This window comes from Haloimpatiens myeolchijeotgali (assembly GCF_042688525.2).
Classification (GTDB): Bacteria; Bacillota; Clostridia; order Clostridiales; family Clostridiaceae; genus Haloimpatiens.
The window spans coordinates 3,860,531-3,882,556 of the sequence record NZ_JBHWAB010000001.1; the positions used below are offsets into that span (position 1 = coordinate 3,860,531).

The 22,026-nt window shown below is 27.2% G+C and carries 18 protein-coding genes, 1 pseudogene and 1 riboswitch; of the genes and pseudogenes, 5 read left to right on the forward strand and 14 right to left on the reverse strand.

Annotated features, from left to right (window positions below):
- Positions 1-17: 17 nt before the first annotated feature.
- Positions 18-1,643, forward strand: coding sequence for a thiamine pyrophosphate-binding protein (locus ACFIJ5_RS17330; RefSeq protein WP_379809299.1), 1,626 nt, complete (start codon positions 18-20; stop codon positions 1,641-1,643).
- 68 nt (positions 1,644-1,711) lie between these two features.
- On the opposite strand, the gene ACFIJ5_RS17335 is transcribed toward ACFIJ5_RS17330, so the two are convergent.
- A complete protein-coding gene (locus tag ACFIJ5_RS17335) occupies positions 1,712-2,503 on the reverse strand; it encodes a YhfC family intramembrane metalloprotease (protein WP_379809301.1) in 792 nt (263 codons plus the stop codon).
- Between the two features lie 179 nt (positions 2,504-2,682).
- Here ACFIJ5_RS17335 and ACFIJ5_RS17340 point away from each other — a divergent pair, with 179 nt between their 5' ends.
- Positions 2,683-3,054, forward strand: a complete 372-nt coding sequence (locus ACFIJ5_RS17340) for a hypothetical protein (protein WP_379809303.1) — start codon at positions 2,683-2,685, stop codon at positions 3,052-3,054.
- A gap of 136 nt (positions 3,055-3,190) precedes the next feature.
- On the opposite strand, the gene ACFIJ5_RS17345 is transcribed toward ACFIJ5_RS17340, so the two are convergent.
- Together ACFIJ5_RS17345 and ACFIJ5_RS17350 are read right to left on the reverse strand one after the other, a co-directional pair.
- Positions 3,191-3,844, reverse strand: a complete 654-nt coding sequence (locus ACFIJ5_RS17345; protein ID WP_379809305.1) for a 4Fe-4S binding protein — start codon at positions 3,842-3,844, stop codon at positions 3,191-3,193.
- 192 nt (positions 3,845-4,036) lie between these two features.
- Positions 4,037-5,017, reverse strand: coding sequence for a type I phosphomannose isomerase catalytic subunit (locus ACFIJ5_RS17350; RefSeq protein WP_379809307.1), 981 nt, complete (start codon positions 5,015-5,017; stop codon positions 4,037-4,039).
- Between the two features lie 637 nt (positions 5,018-5,654).
- On the opposite strand from ACFIJ5_RS17350, the gene ptsG reads away from it, so the two are divergent.
- Entirely contained in the window at positions 5,655-7,679 is a 2,025-nt protein-coding gene (gene ptsG / locus ACFIJ5_RS17355; protein ID WP_379809309.1) for a glucose-specific PTS transporter subunit IIBC, read from the forward strand.
- 41 nt (positions 7,680-7,720) lie between these two features.
- Here the strand turns inward: ptsG and ACFIJ5_RS17360 are convergent, their stop codons facing one another.
- Complete coding sequence (locus tag ACFIJ5_RS17360; RefSeq protein ID WP_379809311.1) at positions 7,721-9,124, reverse strand: PdaC/SigV domain-containing protein; 1,404 nt, start codon at positions 9,122-9,124, stop codon at positions 7,721-7,723.
- Between the two features lie 305 nt (positions 9,125-9,429).
- On the opposite strand from ACFIJ5_RS17360, the gene ACFIJ5_RS17365 reads away from it, so the two are divergent.
- Positions 9,430-11,118: a HAMP domain-containing methyl-accepting chemotaxis protein gene (locus ACFIJ5_RS17365; protein ID WP_379809313.1), complete on the forward strand. Its 1,689-nt coding sequence runs from the start codon at positions 9,430-9,432 to the stop codon at positions 11,116-11,118.
- Between the two features lie 78 nt (positions 11,119-11,196).
- Here ACFIJ5_RS17365 and ACFIJ5_RS17370 read toward each other — a convergent pair whose 3' ends face one another.
- From ACFIJ5_RS17370 to ACFIJ5_RS17380, 3 genes and pseudogenes are all read right to left on the reverse strand, one after another.
- The gene (locus ACFIJ5_RS17370; RefSeq protein ID WP_379809315.1) at positions 11,197-11,958 is read right to left on the reverse strand and encodes an amino acid ABC transporter ATP-binding protein; all 762 of its coding nucleotides are present in this window, start codon (positions 11,956-11,958) and stop codon (positions 11,197-11,199) included.
- A 46-nt stretch (positions 11,959-12,004) separates the two neighbouring features.
- A complete protein-coding gene (locus tag ACFIJ5_RS17375) occupies positions 12,005-12,640 on the reverse strand; it encodes an amino acid ABC transporter permease (RefSeq protein ID WP_379809317.1) in 636 nt (211 codons plus the stop codon).
- Positions 12,641-12,651: 11 nt separating this feature from the next.
- Positions 12,652-13,454: pseudogene (locus ACFIJ5_RS17380) on the reverse strand (amino acid ABC transporter substrate-binding protein).
- Positions 13,455-13,701: 247 nt separating this feature from the next.
- Between ACFIJ5_RS17380 and ACFIJ5_RS17385 the strand changes: the two are divergent.
- Positions 13,702-15,390: a HAMP domain-containing methyl-accepting chemotaxis protein gene (locus ACFIJ5_RS17385; protein ID WP_379809319.1), complete on the forward strand. Its 1,689-nt coding sequence runs from the start codon at positions 13,702-13,704 to the stop codon at positions 15,388-15,390.
- A 52-nt stretch (positions 15,391-15,442) separates the two neighbouring features.
- Here ACFIJ5_RS17385 and ACFIJ5_RS17390 read toward each other — a convergent pair whose 3' ends face one another.
- The 7 genes from ACFIJ5_RS17390 to ACFIJ5_RS17420 all read right to left on the reverse strand — a co-directional run bounded on the left by ACFIJ5_RS17390 (position 15,443) and on the right by ACFIJ5_RS17420 (position 21,633).
- Complete coding sequence (locus ACFIJ5_RS17390; protein ID WP_379809321.1) at positions 15,443-16,291, reverse strand: YitT family protein; 849 nt, start codon at positions 16,289-16,291, stop codon at positions 15,443-15,445.
- Between the two features lie 425 nt (positions 16,292-16,716).
- Positions 16,717-16,895: riboswitch (cobalamin riboswitch) on the reverse strand.
- 232 nt (positions 16,896-17,127) lie between these two features.
- Positions 17,128-17,403, reverse strand: coding sequence for a FeoC-like transcriptional regulator (locus tag ACFIJ5_RS17395; RefSeq protein ID WP_379809323.1), 276 nt, complete (start codon positions 17,401-17,403; stop codon positions 17,128-17,130).
- A gap of 37 nt (positions 17,404-17,440) precedes the next feature.
- A complete protein-coding gene (locus ACFIJ5_RS17400; protein ID WP_379809325.1) occupies positions 17,441-17,728 on the reverse strand; it encodes a DUF2325 domain-containing protein in 288 nt (95 codons plus the stop codon).
- 38 nt (positions 17,729-17,766) lie between these two features.
- Positions 17,767-19,806, reverse strand: a complete 2,040-nt coding sequence (gene feoB / locus ACFIJ5_RS17405) for a ferrous iron transport protein B (protein ID WP_379809327.1) — start codon at positions 19,804-19,806, stop codon at positions 17,767-17,769.
- Between the two features lie 216 nt (positions 19,807-20,022).
- Positions 20,023-20,235: a FeoA family protein gene (locus ACFIJ5_RS17410; RefSeq protein WP_379809329.1), complete on the reverse strand. Its 213-nt coding sequence runs from the start codon at positions 20,233-20,235 to the stop codon at positions 20,023-20,025.
- A 51-nt stretch (positions 20,236-20,286) separates the two neighbouring features.
- Positions 20,287-20,523 carry a FeoA family protein gene (locus ACFIJ5_RS17415; RefSeq protein WP_379809331.1) on the reverse strand — a complete coding sequence of 79 codons (237 nt, stop codon included), beginning with the start codon at positions 20,521-20,523 and terminating at the stop codon, positions 20,287-20,289.
- A 180-nt stretch (positions 20,524-20,703) separates the two neighbouring features.
- Positions 20,704-21,633 carry an HD domain-containing protein gene (locus tag ACFIJ5_RS17420; protein ID WP_379809333.1) on the reverse strand — a complete coding sequence of 310 codons (930 nt, stop codon included), beginning with the start codon at positions 21,631-21,633 and terminating at the stop codon, positions 20,704-20,706.
- Positions 21,634-22,026: the final 393 nt, after the last annotated feature.

Consider the following 22,026-nt stretch of genomic DNA (forward strand, 5'->3'; position numbering starts at 1 on the left):
TTTTGGAGGTAATAACGATGAGAGTACGTGAAGCTATATTAAATTATTTAATAAAAAATGATATAAAAACTTTATATGGAATTCCTAGTGGTACATTTAGTGCCATTGCGGATTGTATAGATGACTTTGATGAAATAGAATTAGTAATTCCTAAAAATGAAGCTGCAGCTGGCTTTTCAGCTACTAAATATGCTAGAGTTTCAAATAAGTTAGGTGTATGCATTCTTGCTGGTTCTGTTGGTGTAGCTAATGCTATGAATGGTATAGCAGAAGCTGAACAAACAAAATCCCCAGTACTTGTAATAGGTGGATATGTAAATCAACCTGATCAAAATCTAGGAGCAATTCAAGAATTAGAAGGACATAGATTAGTAAAAAACATAGTTAAATATTATACTGTAGTAGAAAATGAAAAAGAAACTTTACCAAAATTAAAAGAAGCTATGGAAAAAGCTTTAGAATATCCAAGAGGTCCTGTATTTGTGGGTATACCTGTAAACATCCAAAGAGAAGAATATACGGGAGAAGATGTAGAAAAAGCGTCCGTTAAAAATGTTAAAACTGATTATTCTTCATTAGATAAAGCAGTTAATATAATAAATAACTGCAAAAATGGTGTCATACTTCTAGGTGGTGGATGTCGTGGATTATCTGATAAAATCAAAAAACTTGAAGAGAAATTAAACTGGAGAATATTCTATACTAGTGGTGGTAAAGGTATCATAGAAGATGACTATAGATTAAATATGGGAAATTATGGATTCTGTAGCACAGATTTAGCTTCAGAATATATGCAAAGAGATGATATCGAATGTGTATTAGCTCTTGGCTCTCAACTTGGAGAATTAGCTACTAACTATTTTGACAAAACTTTATTTGAAAACAGAAAATTAATACATATTGATGTAGATAAAAAAGTTTTTGAAAAAGCTTTTAAAGCTGATTTACCTATAATTGCAGACTTAAATGATGCTTTAGATTATTTATGTAAAATAGATAAAAAGGATTTAAATAATGATATAAAAGAATCAAAAAATAAACCTTATGTCAAAGACCATACTGGTCTATCCATGAGACTTTTATATGAAAACATAACAAATGTACTTCCTAAAAACACATTCTATATGCAGGATATTGGTTTATCTATGGCTTTTGCATATAAATACTTAAGTGTTTCAAAAGATGGAGAGTTTGAATGTAATCCTACTTATGGATGCATGGGAAGTTCTGTAGGAGCATTAGGTGTAAGTAGATTATATCCAAATAGACCAATTGCTGTGTTTATAGGTGATGGTAGTTTTTATATGAATGGAATGTCAGAATTGTTAACTGCTAAAAAATATAATATGAATATACTTTATTTTGTAATTAATAACTCTGCTTTAGGTCTTGTAGCAAAAGGTCAAAAATCTGTATATGGAAGAGCTCATAAAGGATTCTTTAATGAAGATATAGATATTCATAAAATAGTTGAAGCAATGGGAATACCATCTATACAAATAAACGATTCACAACAAATTAACGGTTTAAAAGATTTATTAAAGGATAAAAAAGGTCCTATAGTAATAGATGTTGTTACAAATTTATCTGAAAATATATATATTGATAGATTCAAAACTTTAAAAACAGAAACAAATTCATAAAATATATTAAAAACAGGCTGTAATTATTAACAGCCTGTTTTTAATATTATCACTAATCTTACTGTAATTTATTCATTAAAATTTCTATTATCATTGTCTATTTGTTTAACTTTAATTATAAAAACCAAAGCAGCTATTGCAAAAATTAACGTATATGCTTCAATAAATACTATACTTATACCTTTCATAACCATATACGCAACTGGTGTATCAAGTACTGCATGTAATAGTATAGCTACAAAAAGATATATACTCTTTCTATTCTTTACTGCATATAAAACTATTAATGATAAAGCAATATGAATACTTATTGCAAATATTCTTTCTATACCTCCAACTAAAAAATAATAATTAGGAGAATATATTAATTGGTTTTTTATCTGCATCGATAAGACATGTGATATTTTACTTCCTGTAATTTCATCAAAAGTTCCATTATTTATCATCAATGAATAAATCAAATTATTTATATTAGCTATACCTACTAAAACTATAGCCTCTATTCCTCCATGTCCAACTCCACAAGCAACTCCATTTTTCCAATTAAGTCTATCTTTTAAAAAAAATTTAAAGCCTATAAATCTACCAATTTCTTCAAACAATCCAGCAGTTACTCCTAAAAAAAGAGCTATTACCATTGGCTTATTTACAATGCTTTTATACCATTCTACATTTTGTAAATACGATAATAAGGGCATTCTTGTAAATATTTGAAAAATTAAAAATACTACTGCCCCTACTACTATAGATTTAACAGTAGCTTTATATTTTTTACAAAAATAAATTCCTAACAAAATAGGCATACCAAAAGAAATAAATATCGCAATAATAATAAAAATTATTTTTGTATTACTTATCATAAATTTTCCTCCTAATTTTTATTTTTTTTACTTTTTATGTAAATACTACAATTATATGTTAATATATATTGTAGTATACTTTATTTTTTCGAAAGAAAATTTAAGGTTAATTTAATGTTTTCATAAGAAAATCTTAATTTTTATAGTTTAAAATTAAATTGTAGAAAGGGATGAAATTCATGAATAAATTAGTTTATAAAAAAATGTTTATAATACCCTGTATATTTATTAGTATTCTCTTACTTTTAGGCTGTAATGCAAAAAGTCTATCTTATAATCATAATATAAAAAAATATTCATCTAAAAATTTTAAACGAGATTTATTAACTTTTAAAACAGTTGTAAAAAAACCTAAACATGGTTCTAATTTATATAATGGGAAATCAAGCTTAAACAAAGTATTTAGAAAGACTCAAAAATCCATTAAGAAAAAAATATCCAGAAGTGAATTTTATAAATTATTTATCTTTTTAGTTGATAAAATCCATTCAGATCATAAAAATGTAACTAATGAAATTAAAAACACTAAGTGTCTATCTAAACCAATTTAGATAAGACTTACTTAGTGCTTTTAATTTTAAGTTAGTAATTTAACTTCCGCAGGACAAAATAAACCTTAACGTAGATAAATCATATATTGGTATAAAAAACAAATAAGGAAGATTTTCAAAATAGATTTATGAGCTGCTAAAGTTGAATAATTGATTTTTTAGGACATGTATATACACATCTTTCACATTGAATACAATCAGAATTATTTATATTAGACCCCTTGTATTCATAAGGTTTTATGCCCATTGGACAATTCTTTTCACAAATTTTACAATTAACACATGAGTTTGATACCATCAACTTATTTTTATTTAACTTCTTAGATTGTAGATGATTAATAAAAGCAGCAATACTTCCCATTGGGCAAAAATTACACCATACTCTATGATTATATACAAAAGCTAAAATAATTCCTACTATTGTAGTAACGACTATCAATCTATAAAAAACCATTCCCATTGCAATAGTATTTCCCCAACTATTTTTTATTCCTGTACCTGCCATAGTAAACATAAATATTATTACTCCAAGTCTAAAGTATATTGATTTCAAAAATTTATTTACCTTTTTATTATTACTATATCTTGAAATTACTCTGTCATAAAAATTTCCTCTTGGACATATATTTCCACACCAGAACCTTCCCCTACCTGTAAGTGCAACAATAATAGGAGCTATCATACAAATCACAGCTCCAAGAGCAAATCTTAAATCTATCATTCCTAATATTATAAAAGTTAAAAATATAGTAAATGAATATTTCTTCCATATAATCGCTATTTTTTTCATATATTTTAACCTCCTCAATAATTTTATATACCCCTGTAGGGTATATTGAGATTTTAATATACTATTAGTTTTTTGTCAAATAGAAAATTTTTCTCTTTACCTCCTAAAATATTCATTATAAAATCTTCCACTTTTTTGTATAAAAAAAGTGAAAGTACACAATTTATAAATCATATACTTCCACTCTTCTTTTTAATATCTGATTTCTCTCAATATCTCTTTTTCTACTTTTTCTACATCAGGTACATAGCTCTTTAAAAGCTTCATATTTCCTTTAAGGGTATATTTTCCAAGAGTTGCTGGAATAAATATGCTGTCTCCTTTTTTTATAATTTCAGTTCCATCTCTGTATAATATTTCTCCATGACCTTCTACACAAGTAAATGCATAAAATCTTTCTGTATCGCTATTTTCATTACAAATTTCTTTTATATCATAAAGTTCTAATGAAAAATCTTTTCCAAGACATAAATATGATTTACTGTAACCTTCTCTTTCTATTTTTATACCTTCTCGTTTAGTACCTTGTAAACTTAAATCAGTTACATCTAAAGCCTTCTTAACATGAAGTTCTCTTCCTCTATTATAATCATAAACTCTGTATGTAGTATCACTGTTTTGTTGTATTTCAGCAATTATAACTCCTTCTCCTATAGCATGAATAAGTCCGCTTTTTACAAGATAAACATCTCCTTTTTTTACAGGTATCCTATTCATGTGTTCATCTAGTTCACCTTTCTCTATAGCTGCTTTAAATTGTTCCTTTGTACATCCTTCTTTAGTTCCAACTATTAAATTTCCACCTTCAAAAGATTCAACTACATACCAAACTTCTGTTTTACCCATTTCACCTTCTACTTTTTTTGCATACTCATCATTAGGATGAACTTGAACAGATAAATTATCTTTTGCATTTATAAGTTTTATAAGAAGTGGAAACCAATCTTTACTTATTTTTGTGCCAATAAGTTCACTACCTTTTTGATTCATTAATTCATCTAATCTTATGCCTTTGAATTCTCCATTTGCTACTATACTTGTTCCATTTTTATGGCAAGCTATATCCCAGCTTTCTCCTATATTACCTTCTGGTAAATTACTTCTAAAGCTTTCTAAATCCCTGCCACCCCATATTTTTTCATAATATAAATTTTCAAATTTTAATGGATACATTATATTCACCTCATAACAATATTTTGAAATTTTATTTAGCTCAACTTATTTAATTTTGCTAAACTATAATTATTTATCTTTATATATTGATTACTTTTAATATTTTCCTTTATCTAATATTTTATCATACATTTTATTGTTTTTTCATTATATATATAATTAAGTTAAAATTTATTGCTATATATTTTTTTCTTAATGGCAAAGCCACTTATTACAGAATTATTTAAATAATTTGATAATAAAAGATTAAAAATTTATTAAAAAAATGTTGAAAAAGGTCACATTCCATGTTATACTGTAAACGTAGACAAAATAATTTACTATTTAATTTTGTCTTAATAATTAAATACAATTTAGTAATTTTGCGTTATGCGTGTTACTGATTCGATCAGGCAAGGCATGATCAATGATTATTAATAGACATGTATTTATATTTATTTGCATCACAACTACAAAATCTTCCGGTTTTGTAGTTAAGTAGTCTTAAATTACAATTATTTTCTGTTTAATTGATAAATAATACGTAAAGACTATGTGTAGTGTAAATAAATATAAATGACATTCTATTATTAGCATTGTTCATGTCTTTTATTTTTATCTTAAAACAAATTTTTTTAAAAAAGAAAGGAGAAAAAATATGTTTAAAAAATCATTTGGTGTTTTACAACAAGTTGGTAGAGCGTTAATGCTTCCAGTTGCATTACTTCCAGTTGCAGGATTATTACTTGCATTTGGTAACATGTTTCAAAATCAAGCTTTCTTAAATTTAGCACCAGCACTTAATGCTCATTGGTTCCAAACATTTGCACAAGTTATGGAACAATGTGGAGGAATTATTTTTGGTAATTTAGCACTTATATTTGCAGTTGGTGTTGCAATAGGACTAGCTGACGGTGAAGGTGTTGCCGGTCTTGCAGCAATAGTAGGTTTCTTAATAATGAATAAAACTCTTGGAATTATAGCAGGTGTTACTCCTGAAGTATTAAAAACTGGAGATCCAGCTTATGCAAGTGTTTTAGGAATTCCAACTCTTCAAACTGGTGTTTTTGGCGGTATTATAATAGGAATTATAGCAGCTTTAGTTTATAAAAAATTCTATGGTACTGAACTTCCTTCATACCTAGGATTCTTTGGTGGTAAGAGATTTGTACCTATAGTTATGGCAACAGTTTCAATATTTGTAGGTATAGCATTAGTTTTCGTATGGCCACCTATTCAACATGGTTTGGATACATTCTCAAGATCAATGATAAGTACAAACCAAACATTAGCAGCATTTATTTTCGGTGTAATTGAACGTTCATTAATTCCATTTGGACTACATCATATATTCTATAACCCATTCTGGTTCCAATTTGGTGAATATACAAACAAAGCAGGTGAACTAGTACGTGGTGATAACCTTATATTCTTTGCTCAATTAAAAGATGGTGTACAATTCACAGCAGGTACATTTATGACTGGTAAATTCCCATTCATGATGTTTGGTTTACCAGCAGCAGCATTAGCAATGTATCAAGAAGCAAGACCTGAAAAGAAAAAACTTGCAGCAGGTATATTAGCATCAGCAGCATTAACTTCTTTCTTAACAGGTATTACAGAACCAATTGAGTTCTCATTCTTATTCGTTGCACCAGCATTATATGCTATTCACTGTATATTTGCAGGTTTCTCATTTATGATAATGCATCTATTAAATGTTAAAATAGGTATGACTTTCTCAGGTGGTATTATTGACTACTTCCTATTTGGTATTATACCTAACCGTACACAATGGTGGTTAGTAATTCCTGTAGGACTTGGATTTGCTGTACTTTACTACTTCGGATTCCGTTTTGCAATAAGAAAATGGAACCTTATGACTCCAGGTCGTGAAGCTGATGATGACACAACAGAAACTAACACAAGTGTTAAAGGCGGAGAATTAGCATACAACATATATAAAGCTTTAGGACAAAAAGAGAATATTGCAAAATTAGACGCATGTATTACTCGTCTTCGTGTAAGCGTTAATGATATAAAACAAGTTGATAAAAAAGCTCTTAAAAATCTTGGAGCTTCAGGCGTAATGGAAGTAGGAAATAACCTACAAGCTATATTTGGACCAAAATCTAATATCTTAAAAGACCAAATTAAAGATATTATGTCAGGAAAAGTTCCAACAGAATATGAAGAACCAGAAGTAGCAGCAGATTTTAATGGAACATTATCTACAGATTTTGTTGCTCCAGTAGATGGAAAAATATTAAATTTATCAGAAGTTCCAGATAATGTATTTTCACAAAAAATGATGGGTGATGGATTTGCAATAGAACCATCCAATGGTGAACTTGTATCACCTGTAAATGGAACAATAACAACATTATTCCCAACAAAACACGCTGTAGGAATAACTTCCGATGATGGACTTGAAATATTAATCCATGTTGGTATAGATACAGTAAATCTTAAAGGTGAAGGTTTTGAAGCTTTAGTAGCTACAGATGATAAAGTAAAAGTAGGTCAACCGATATTAAAAGTAAACTTAGATGAAGTTAAAACTAAGGTTCCATCTGTAATTACTCCAGTTATCTTTACTAACTTATCTGAAGATCAATCAGTATCAGCTAAAGTTGGAGAACAAGTTAAACGCGGACAAAAAGGAATCGTAACTATAAAATAATAAAATAGACTGCTGAAAAATTCAGCAGTCTATTTTTATTATTAAAAATTAATTTTTAACTTTGATTGTGGTATTATAAATTCAGGCATACCACTTGAATATGGTGCAATTTCATATTGTCCAAAACATATTACTATATTTCCATTATCAATATAATAAGATTGATTATCTCTTACTCCTTTAAATCCCTCGTCACCTTGAAAATATCTTTGTTTATTTTTATTTATTTGATTTTCTATTTCTTTGTTAATCAGTTTTTTGTATTCTACTCCATTGTTAAATAAATCTTTAAGTTTTATATTATTTCCAGTTTTCATGTCGATGTTATAAGTCTCTCTTATGGTATTACCATGTGCACCACCAGTATATTCATAAGTTGTTATAACAAAACTTAATATATCCTTATAAACATCTTTCACTTCATATTCTACATCAATTGAATATTCAGGATATCCTTTATTATTATCTTTTCCAAATTCTTTATAATACTTATCAGCATCTTTCTCTATTTCAACTTTATATTGTTTTATTTTATTTTTAATACTCTCATTAATTTTATCTTGTATTTTTTTGTCTTTCATTCCTTCAATAACAGGAATTTGATAAGTTTCTGTTATTTTTTTATCTGAGTATTCATCAAATTTAGTTTTAATTTTTATAGGATCTTCTTCTACTGAAATTTTAGTTTTTACGCCTTCCTGGAATTGTGAAAAAGGTATTTTAAACTCTGGAATTCCTGCTGCATACGCTGTTATTTCATATAATCCAAAATAAACTACTATATTTCCATCTTCAATATAAAATGGTTGATTCCATTTTATACCTCTAAAATTATTAGCTATCTCTTCATAATATGTGTCTTTGTCTTTCAACATTTCTTTCTTAATTTTTTCATTTATTATTTTTTTATAATTTTCTTGTTCATTAAAAAAATCCTTTAATGTTGCTTCTTTTCCTGTATTCAAGTCTATATTATAACTCTTTCTTTCATAACTTCCATGAGCACCACCAGTATATTCATAATATGCTATCGAAAGACTTAATATATTATTCTTATTATAATGTACATCAAAAGTTGTATTACATTGATACTGATGCATAGCATACTTATATTTCTTAGCATCTTCTGCTGCTTCTTTTGCCCATTGCTCTAATTGTTCTTTAAACTCAACTGCTTGTTTTTGAAATTTATCATTTATACTAGATTGGATTTTTGTATCCTTTAATCCTGAAATTACTGGTATTTTTAAATCCACTTCTATATTTTTATTTTTAACTTTTATTTCTTTAGTTTTAATTTGTACTGCTGCTTTTCTATCTTGAGTAGAAACTTTCATAACCTTAACATTATTATTTAATGTTTTTTTAGGTGTATGCGCAAAAGCTATAGAGCTATTACCTACAACTAAAGCAGCTGCCAATGTTAAACAAACTACTTTCTTCATTACTCTCCCTCCTATGATTTCATAATTTAAGTATACATAAACTATACCATAAAATTAATCTTTATTTCCTTCTTTAGTTATAATATACAACTTTTTCTTACAAGATTAGTTACAATTTAATAGTTAAGTAGTTACAAAATAGTTACATTATTAAAATGTTATTAATTTTAACATAAATAACTAAAGTATTTAGATAATAATATTAAAATAAACTACCTCAATAAATTTATTAACTTCTTTCAAAAAAAAATCATATATATAAGTAGACAAGCTATTACTAAATTTTTTATAGGAAAGGTGTTATTATGAAAGTAAAAAAGAAATTTATTATATGTTTCAGTACTATACTCCTATTAGCACTTACGTATTTCATTATTACATTTACGACTTTTCAATCTTATAATAAATTATCAGATTCTTTTCAATCTAAAGAATTACAATTATTAACGCTTTCTAAAGATATTGATTATCAAGCTTTAAAAATAAGCTCTACTATAAAAAGCATTATAATAAACCCTTCTGATAGTACAAAATTAAATATTTACAACCAATATAAAAAATTAATGAACGATAATATACGTAAAATAGAGAAACACATTAGCACAGATGAGGAAAAACAATTATTTGAGAAAATAACTAATGATAGCAAAGAAATGATTAAAATATCGGATGAGGTTATACTATGCTCATCAACAAATTCATCAAAAGCTGTTGATATATTTAAAAATAAGTATTCTAAAATACGTGATACTTTTTCCAAAGATTTAAATTCATTTAATACACTGCAAAAAAATAATTTAACTTCTTGTTTAAATACTATGAACTCTTTGCTTAAAACTCGATGTACGATGATGATATTACTTTTCATTATTATGAACATTTTAGCTGCTATTATGAGTATATTTACATCTAAATCTATAAGCGCTCCTATAATGTATATGTCAAATGTATTTGATGAGGTTTCAAAAGGTAATTTAAATGTCAAAATCGATAAAAAATATAATAGTAAAACTGAATTTTCTAAACTAATAAGTAGTTTACAACGCATGACCGAAAACTTTAAGAATGTAATTTCTAGTATGAAAACAAATTCTTCACAGATTGATTGCAATTCACAAAATTTATCTGCTGCAGCTGAGGAAATAGCTTCTTCTTCTGAAAATATCTCAGTAGCTATTCAAGATGTGGCAAAAGGGACGAGTTCACAAGCTGAAAATTTAATATTTATAACCGAAACTTTAAGTAACTTTAGTAATGAATTAGATAATATATGTGATTCCATAAAAAATGTAGATGAAAACTCTAAAAATATTACTGTTCTTGCTCTTGAAAGTAATAATAGTATGCAGCCTTTAATTAATTCTGTACAAGAAATAACTAATTCATTCAAAAGTTTTTCATCTAAAATTCTTGATTTAAATAATAATATCAATAAAATAAGTGAGATTACTAACTTAATAAATCATATTTCAGATCAAACCAATTTACTTGCACTAAATGCTGCTATAGAAGCTGCTAGAGCTGGAGAATCTGGAAAAGGCTTTGCTGTTGTTGCTGAAGAAATAAGAAAATTAGCAGAACAAAGTAAAGATTCTTCTAAAAATATATCTCAATTAATAAACACAATATCTAGTGAAGCACTTGATGTTGTTACTAATGCTGATAAAACTAATGATAAATTACGTTCTCAAATAATTATTATAAATAACTCCATAAACTCTTTCAAAACTATAATTGATAAAATTGAAAAAGTATCTCCTAAAATATCTTCTATAAATGAATCAGCTACAAATATTATTGAGCGTAAAGAAAATATTATTGAAAAAGTTGAATCTGCTTCTTCTGTTGCTGAGGAAATTTCAGCATCATCTCAACAAATTTCAGCATCATCTCAACAATTAAGCGCTTCAACAGAAGAAATCGCTTCATCAGCTCAAACTTTAAATACTATGACAGAAGAAATGAAAAAACAAATACAAGAATTTAAAGTTTAAATTATAATAAACTAAATTAATTCCCAGTATACTTGTAATATTACTGGGAATTAACTAAAAATTCTTATACATTAAATTTTACAACATCTTTGCTAAAAACTCTTTTACTCTTGGATGGGATGGATTTGTAAATATATTTTCAGGATCAGTGTACTCTAATACTTCACCTTTATCCATGAAAATTATTTTATCACTTACCTCTCTAGCAAATGCAATTTCATGTGTTACTATTAACATAGTCATATTTGTTTCTTTTGCAAGTTTTTTTATTACTTCTAAAACTTCTCCTACTAGTTCAGGATCTAATGCTGAAGTAGGTTCATCAAAGAGTAAAATTTCAGGCTTCATAGCAAGTGCTCTAGCAATTGCTACTCTCTGTTTTTGTCCTCCTGATATTTGACTTGGATAACTATCCTTTTTATCTGAAAGTCCAACCTTTAAAAGAAGATCATTTGCTATATTTATAGCTTCTTGCTTTTCAATTTTATTTACGATTATAGGAGCTTCTATTATATTTTGAAGAACAGTCTTATTAGGGAAAAGATTGAAATTTTGAAATACCATCCCCATTTTTTTCAGCTTATTTGCTATACGTTTTTTTGGTATATTCATATTTTTATCTTTATCATCATGCTTAACTATAAACTCATCTTCAATCTTAATACTTCCATTGTCAATTTTCTCAAGTTTTATTATACTTCTTAAAAGAGTACTTTTCCCAGAACCTGACGGTCCTATTATTGATATAATCTTACCCTTTTCTATATCTAATTCTATATTTTTTAGTGCTTCAAAAGTTCCATATTTCTTATTTAAATTTTTTATACTTATTATATTCAATATACTCACCACCTGTTTAACATAAATAACAAGCTAGCCTATCTTGTTAATATGCTAGCTTTTTTTCTAACTTTCTAAAAATTATCACTATAATAGATGTAATCAATAAATAAATTATTCCTGCTATTATAAAAGGAGTATTTGTAAATTCTCTTGTAACTATCTCTTTTGCATTTCTAAGTATTTCTGGCATACCTATTACTGTTACAAGTGCCGTATCTTTAACTAAAGTTATAGCTTCATTACAAATAGGTGGTATAACTCTTCTAAAAGCTTGAGGAAGTATTATTCTAAACATTGTCTGTTTATAATTCATTCCTAAAACTTTAGCTGCCTCAAATTGTCCTATATCTATTGATTCAATTCCTCCTCTAAATATCTCTGTCAAATATGCAGTATAATTTAAAACAAATGTCAATGTTGCTGCTGTAAACTCAGTAAACTTTATACCTATTACAGGAAGTCCATAATACATAAAGAATATTTGCAATAGTAGTGGAGTTCCCCTAAAAATCCAAGTGTATATCCCAATAGTATTTCTTAAAATTTTAAATTTTGAACTTCTACCCCAAGCTAAAAGTATAGCTAGTGGTACAGAAAAAATAATTGTTACTATATATAATTTTAATGTTACTATACTTCCTTTTAGTATATACTCTGTCATATTCAAAATTTCAGACATTTCATCAGCTCCTATTTATCGACTATTGCTTTACCAAACCATTTTTCTGATATTTTATCTGCAGCTCCATCTTTTTTCATATCTTGTAAAGCCTTGTCCAATTCCTTACCAAAAGCTTTATCCTCTTTTCTATATCCTACTCCATAAGCTTCTTCTCCAAAATTATCTTGTAAAATTTCATATATATCAGCTTTTTTATTACAATAGTATCTTCCTACTATTTCATCAATTACTACAGCATCAATACGACCACCCTTTAAATCCATTAATGCTTCAGTATTATTAGAATATTTTTTTACATTTTTTAAACTATCTACTGTTTGTTTTTCAGAATTTAGTGCTTCATCACTACTACTTCCCATTTGAACTCCTACTATTTTTCCTTTTAAATCAGACTTACTCTTAATATTAGAATCTTTTTTCACAACTATAACTTGTCTATTTTTTAAATAAGACTTTGAAAAACCTATTTTTTCTTTTCTATCATCAGTTATTGTAAGTCCATTCCATATAACATCTATATCCTTATTTTTAAGACTTAGTATAACTCCATCCCAATCTACAGCTTTAAATTCAACCTTTACTCCCATTCTTTTAGCTGCCTCTTTAGCCATATCAATATCAAAACCTACTATCTCACCATTTTTATCTCTAAATCCCATTGGAGGGAAACTATCATCCAACCCTACTACAAACTTTCCTTTATTCTTTATTTCATTCAATGAATTATCCTCTTTTTTTGTTTTGATCCACATCCTACTAATGTTAAACCCAATATAAATATTATTATGATTGCCGGAATTATCTTTTTCATTCTTCTACCCCTTTCTTCACTATATTACTTTCATGTTTACGATTATACTTTATTATGCTAAAGTTGTAAAGTACTAAATTCATTTTATTTAAGAGTATTTAATTTTTAACAAAAATTCTTTTCTAAAATAATACTATAAAGTTATATTAGAGAAAATACGATAAATTATTGTAGTATATTTGTAAATAAATATTTTAATTTGTAATAATTTGTAATAAAAATAAATTTTATAAAAGAGGTGTATGTCATGAAAATTAAGAAAAAGCTTTTTTTGGGTTTTGGATCTATCGTTCTAATAACTCTAATAAGTCTGCTCTTTATTGCAGGTGGATTTGTACATTTTAAGAATACTTTTGGGGAATTTCAAAAGTCTGGACTAGGAAGTGCTCATGTAGCTGAAGAAATGCGTTATTATCAATTAAAGCTAAACTCTTATACAAAACATTTTATTCTTAATCCCACAGACTCACAAGCAAAAGAGTCTCATGAAGAATTTCATGAAAAGTTAAATAATGATTATAAACAATTAAGTGTATTATGTCCCTCTGAAGAAGAAAAAAATATAATATCAGAACTTAAATCTTATAGTGATGAAATATCTTCTATTGAAAATAAACTTTTTAATCTTTCAGAACTAAATACACAAAAAGCAATTGAATTGTACAGAGGTAAGTATTCATCTTTATTTAGTAAATATGAAAATACAATAGATGAATTTCAAAAAATCCAAGTACAAAAAATGAATGTTGCATCTTCCTCTATGAATAAAGCAGTAATTACCTGCTCAGTAATTGCACTTATATGCTTAATTATTTCATTTTTAGCTGCAATTCTAATAAGTATATTTACAAGTAATTCTATAAGTAAACCAATACTTTATAGTTCTAAAATATTACAAGAAGCATCAAGTGGGAATTTAAATTTAGAAATTAGTACTAAATATGATAAAAATGGAGAAGTAGGCCAACTTTTAGTTTCTCTTAGAACAATGATAGGAAGTTTTTCAAGTATGATAAAAACATTTAAAAATAATTCTTCAAATATTGATGATCATTGTAAAAACTTAGCTTCTATCTCTCAAGAAATAGCATCTTCTTCTGAGAATGTCACTGAAGCTATACAAGAAGTTGCAAAAGGCTCAACCTCCCAAACTGAGAACCTAGTAAATATATCAAATATTCTAAATGAATTCAGTAACAATTTAAATTCAATAGTGAACGACATAAAAGACATTCAAGGAAATTCAGAAGGTATAAATAAACTTGCTGAAAAAAATAATGAAGATATGAAACCTCTTATTAATTCTGTAAAAAAAATCAATGACCTATTTGAACACTTTAAGACAAAAATAAATGGATTTAGTAACAATATAAAACAAGTAAATGAAATTACAAATATTATAAATGGCATAGCTGATCAAACAAATTTATTAGCATTAAATGCTGCTATAGAAGCAGCTCGAGCTGGTGAAGCTGGAAAAGGATTTGCTGTTGTCGCTGATGAAATAAGAAAGCTTGCAGAACAAAGTAAAAATTCTTCTGAAAATATAGCTTCTCTTATAAATAATATATACAATGACACTAATACTATAGTAGAAAGCACAGATATTATAAATAATGAATTAACTACCCAAACTTCAATAATTGATACTTCTGTAAATTCATTTAAAACTATAAATGAAGAAGTAACTTCAATAATACCAAAAATTCAAGCTGTTCATTACTCAATAAACGGCATAAATAAAAGTAAAAATACTATAGTTGAAAAAATTGAAACTGTTTCTTCTATTTCTGAAGAAGTTTCTGCTTCTTCAGAAGAAATTTCTGCATCTTCACAACAATCTAGTGCAGCAATAAATGAAGTTTCTAATTCTACTCAAACTCTAAGTGATATGACAAAAGAAATGTCAGAACAAATAAATCATTTTACAGTTTAAATTAATAAATCCTGTATTTCGTACATTACGAAATACAGGATTTACTTTTATATTATAGTGCTGGCTTTAAAAAACCTTTTCCTTGAACTTCTTGTGCTTGTGAAACAGAAATTAACGCTTGAGAATCTATCTCTTCTATTATTTTTTTTGCAGAATTCACTTCTTTCATAGTAAGAAGACAATATATAACTTTTCTCTTATCTCCTGAATATCCACCTTCTGCATACAAATAAGTTGTCGCTCTTCCTGTTTGGTCCATTATAGCTTTTGATACTTCTTTTTCTTTTTCTGTTACTATCATAACAATTTCATTTTGGTCAAAACCTTTTATTACTTTACCAATTACAATAGATATTATATACATAAGTGCTACTGTATATAATGTTTTTTGAAGACTAGTTACAAATACTCCAAGGAATACAACGATTCCATTTATAGCAAAATATAATTTGGACATTTCAGCTCCATTAATATTTCTAATTATTACAGCTACAATATCAGTACCACCTAATGATGCTCTATTTTTAAATATTAATCCCATACCTAGACCATTTATAATAGCCCCAAAAACTGTTGAAATAACTATATCATTTATTACAATATATTGACTTAAATCTTTAGTTAAAATTAAAAACACTGACATAGAAACCATTGCTAATAAGCTAAAAATTATAAAATCCCCATCAATCTTTTTATACCCTATTATGAATATCGGAATATTAAGACCAAACACCCAATAACCTGATGGTACATTGGTCATATATTGACATAGTAATGATATTCCCGCAATACCCCCACTTAATAATTTATGTGGTGCAATAAATACATTAATTCCAATGGCATATATTATACTACCTAATATTATCCAAAATATTCTTTGTGTAATATTCTTTTTATCCATATTAATAATCCCTCTTTCATATTTTTTAATACCCCATTAAACAACTTCTTCTTTGTCATTTTATTTTAAGACATAGTAAAAAGCAAACCTGTTATTTGTTTAAATTCATTTATTTATAAGACTATATTCAAATGATAGTTAATATAATAATTTTTCCTTGTTTTAAAGTCCATTTAGTTCATTATGAGTCCAATATCATTATCGACCCATCCATTAAACGTTTTCATTTAAGCATGGAACAAATTTTCTTTTATAAAAACATAAATATATTACTAAAAACCTTCTTTAAAATTGTTAAAACTTATGAAACACAAATAAAAAACGCCTACTGGGAAATCCCAATAGGCGTAAAAAAGTCTATTATATTCTTAATTGAAATACAATACATCTTATCCACGCATACTCCTCCCCTCCGAAAGATTATTGCATAAAAGTTATAATAGGCAGGTCTCCTGGCTTTAGTTTCATTCTCCTCTTACCTTCCCAGCTTTACGCCAGTGGCTTTGTTAAGAATCGTCCACTATTACAGTAGCGGGGGCTGCTGCAGCTTTTAACTGCATTCCCTTTTAATTTTCTAAATAGAAAAACCTAAAACTTTATTATTAAATTCAAAATATACATTATTATATATTTCATTATTATTGTATTTCAATATATATTAAAAATCAAATCTATTCTTTTTTTAAATTTTACCATTTTCTTTGAATATTACTACATAATCTCACCAATAATAGTAAGTGCTCCTTAGAAGTCCATTTAGTTCATATTAACTCCAAATGTTATAATTATATAGTCCAATACTAACTCTTTAGTATTTCTTTATCCGACATCTAATTTTAAATTGATAAATTCCTATTTTCCTCTAATGTGTTTTTACCTTTATCAGTTATCTTCCAAAATTCAATTCCAGAATTACTACTACAGCATGAACAACTAGAACATGATTTACAGTTTCCACTACATTTGTCTGCCATATTTACTTTAACTATATACTTCATTCTAATTAACTGATCTAAAAGTCCATTTAACATACTTATACTTATCCTTAATTCATCAGCTATCTTACTACGAGAATATAATCCCTTTTTTGATATTATTTTTAGTAGTCTCATCAACATATCTACACCTCTATTTTCATCATCCTTTTCATCATTTATGCTCTAAAATTTCTTCAACATCTTTTTCTATACACGTCCAACAACGTTTAGAAAAAACTATTTTAGCACTACATTTCTTGCATTGTCTCTTAATAACTTTTGTTATTTGATGTCCTACATAATCCGTTAAAACTAAAACAACATCAGTATTCATAGGTAATTCAAATGTTCTATGCTTTTTTCTCCGTCCGCTAATATGCTTTATCGTGTCAAAACCTTTCTTTTTTAAATTGTTAGGTATAGTGCCAAGCTTATCTCCACCTATGACCAATACACTCATAATATTCTCCTCACCCCATTTTAAACTTATCTAATCAATTAATTAAATCCTAAAAGTGTTCCTATTTGATATACTAGCACTGCTCCAATCCATCCTACTGCAAAAGTATATATAGCACAGAACCACATCATTTTTCTTGAATTTGTTTCTCTCTTTATTGTTCCAAGTGCTGCGCAACAAGGAGTATATAATAATGTCATAATCATAAATGCATATGCTGAAAGAGGTGTAAATACTTGTTGTATTGCTGTTGTTAACTGAGCTCCTTCTGCACCACCTGCATAAATAACTCCCATTGTTGTTACAACTGCTTCTTTAGCAAGTATTCCTGTGATTAATGATACTCCTGCCTGCCAAGTTCCAAATCCTGCTGGTTTAAATATTGGAGCTATAACACTTCCTATTTGTCCAAGAAGACTTTGTTCACTTCCAGCTTCTACTCCAAAAGGTAAATTTGATAATATGAATATAAGTATTACAGCAGCCAATATGACAGTTCCTGCTTTTTTAACAAACGCACTTGCTTTTTCCCACATATGAGTTAATACACTTTTAGCTGTTGGTATACGATATGGTGGAAGTTCCATTACAAAATATGAACTTTCTCCTTTTAAAATTGTACTACTAAATAATTTTCCTGATATAATAGCTACTATGATTCCTATTAAATATAATGAAAATACTACAATTCCAGCACCTGAAAAAGGTCCTATATTTTTATTTCCAAAAAAAGCTCCTGCAAATAGCGCGTAAACTGGTAATCTAGCACCACATGACATAAATGGATTGATAAGTATTGCTATCATTCTATCTTTCTTACTTTCAAGACTTCTTGTTGCCATTATACCTGCAACATTACAACCAGTACCTATTATCATTGATATTGCTGTTTTTCCATGTAATCCTATTGCTGTCATAAATCTATCCATAACATAAGCAGCTCTTGCCATATATCCACTATCTTCTAGTAAAGATATTAAAAAATACATAACTAATATTAATGGTACAAAGGGAAATATAGATCCTAAACCATCAATAATTCCTTCAGTAATAAATCTTCCAAATAAATTATCTGGTACTACTGATGCTGACCATTCACTCAAAGCACCAAATGCATTTCCAACTAAATCACCAAGATAATCATTACCAAATTTCATTGTTATTTGATATACCAAAAACATTATTATTGCAAATAATGGTATACCTAAAAATCTATTAGTAACTACTTTGTCTATCTTATCTGAATATGTTTCTGTTTCTACTATTTTTCTTTTCACAGCCTTTTGAGTTACTGTTCCAATAAAATCATATTTTTTATCTACAATTAACGCTTCTGGTTCATATCCAATTTTATTGTTAACTCTATCTACCGCTTGTTGTAATTTTTCAATAATTTGATTTGAGTAAGTTTTTTCTTTTATAAAATCTAAAATATGTTGATCATTTTCAAATAATTTAATTGCCGTCCAGTATGTTGGATATGGAAGATCTGCTGCACATGCTGCTACAGTATTTTGAATAGCTGAAATTTCTGGTTTTAATTCTTTTCCATAGTCTATAATAAATGGCTTTTCTTTATTACTATCAGCCACATTTAAAGCTGATTTCAACAATTCATCTATACCTGCTTTCTTTGTTGCTATTGTAGCAATTACAGGTATTTCAAGTTGAGATTGTAGTTTATTCATATCAATTTTTATACTCTTATTTTCAGCTTCATCCATCATATTAAGTGCTACTACAACATTTGAATTCATCTCTAATATTTGAGTTGTTAAATATAAATTCCTTTCTAAGTTTGTAGCATCTACTACATTAATTATTACATCTGGTTTATCATTTAATATAAAATCACGTGCAACAATTTCATCCTCAGAATATGCTCCTAAACTATACGTACCTGGTAAATCTACTATTTTTATTTTTCTACCTTCAAAAGTCATTTTACCTTCTTTTTTTTCTACTGTAACTCCTGGCCAGTTACCAACGTGCTGTCTAGCACCAGTTAAAGCATTAAATAAACTGGTTTTACCACAGTTTGGATTACCCGCTAAAGCAACTACTATTTCCTTGCTCATTCCATACACTCCTTTTATCTTTTAATTATCACATAATATACAAATTTCATTAATCAAACTAAAACCATGCATAAAACATTAGTTAATTTGTAACCATAATATTTAATTCAACATTAGCAATCTATAAAATTAGAATTATGGATATTGATAATCATTATCATCATTTGTTTATAGTTTCACTTATCTTATTATTTTTATTATATACGCAATATATAGTTAAGCAACCTGAACCATTATTTTTGTTGCCATTCCTCTTCCTAAAATAATTCTACTTTCACCAATCTTTATAATAATTGGTCCAACATCATTTTTTACTATTCTCATTTTATTTCCATTTGTAAATCCCATTTCTCTTAATTTCTTACATATCATGTCTCCACCTAAAATATCATTAATTTTAACTTCATTTCCTGTTTTTGCAAATATCAAAGGTATTCCCTCCATCTTATACATCAACCCCTTAATTATTATGAATACATATTAGCAAACTTTTTCTACCAAAATATCTTGTGCCTCTTTCTTTCTTAATGTCAATTTATACCCTCTTACTCTCACTTTGATTGGATCACCCAAAGGTGCTTTGCCTTCTATAATTATTTGTGTTCCCGGAACCATTCCCATATCCATAAGTCTCTTTCTAATTTTACTCTTAGGAACAACTCTTACTACTTTGGCTTTTATATTTAATGGAAGTTCATCTAAAAATATATTCTTCATACGACCGCCTCCTGATATTAATAGTCATTATCATAGCATTCACAAAAAAAATTGCGTTTGCTTATTGAAAATGATTTTCATTTTCTTTTCTTTATTTATTATACATCACTACTAATTCTTTGTAAATATATTTATACCATAAAATAAAAACAGAGTAGTTGTAAAACAACTACTCTGTTTTTATTTTATTCTAAATCTAAATTCAAGATCATACAACTTAAACCAACTTAAATAATTTACTCCTACATTTTCTTTTATCCAATTATTGTTAAATCTAAAGAACTGTCTTAATATATAAAAAATCTTAACACAATCTAACCACTCTTTATCTGATATTTCAAATTCCTCTTTATTACTTTGTTTTTGGTACATTTCAATTATTTTATTCATTACTTCCTTAATATTTTGTTTTATATTTTCATCTTCATTAATTTTAAAATGTTCTATTATTTTACCAAGAAAAGATATCATATGTTCTGTTAACCAAACAGAATGCTCTGCTACATCTATATCAAATTTTTCTTCTATTGATTGAAGATCATGGTTTATAAATATTGATGCTGGTATTTCTCCAAATACATTTTGTACTCTTTCTACAAGCTCATTATACATGGGATATGTAGATATTTGAGCTAAACTTACTACTAAACTTTGATAATACCATTTTCTTTTTTCATATCCTTCTTCATATCTCTTCCAAAGTCTATCCCCAACTATCTTCTTTTCTTCTTCCATCATCTTTATATTACTTAATCTATCTGCACAAGTGACAAATTTAAATTCTGGTGAGGCTTGTGTTCTCAAATATTTAAGAGTACGTTTTTTTCTTGCAACATAATCTTCACCCTCTAAATATTTATCTGCTATATATACCTTCTCTACTATTCTTTTTACTTTACTTCCAAATAATTCTTCTACTTCATCTAAGGATAAATATTCTTGTTCAACAGCATCGTGAATTATACCAGCTACGATAGTCTCATCATCTAATTTATTTTTTGCAAGTATAATTCCTACTTCTACAGGATGTACTGCATATGGTATATCAGTACCTTTTCTCTTCTTATTTTCATGTGCCTTTAGAGCTGTTTGAATTGCTAAAGCTATCATAAAAATACCCCCTTTTTTAATACGGCATCGTTTTCAATGCCTTATACAAGTTATTCAATTTGAAATTTGTCTTAAACTAACTATTATGCTGTATACCTATATTTATGTAGTTTAAAAAAATATATCCTTTTGTATGACATTCTACATTAAATATCTTTTTTCCTTCTTGGAAATTAATTTTTTTATAATTTTTTCCATTTTTATATAACACAAATCTTTACATATTAAATATACAGTCTTATCAAATAATATATAATTCTAATTAATGTTTTATTTATATGTTATAGAAAAACGTGTATGCAAGAACAAATATTGTTTTATTTAGGTTATAATATTTATATCTATCTTTATATAATATTATTATCTTTTTATTTAAGGGAATACTATAAATAT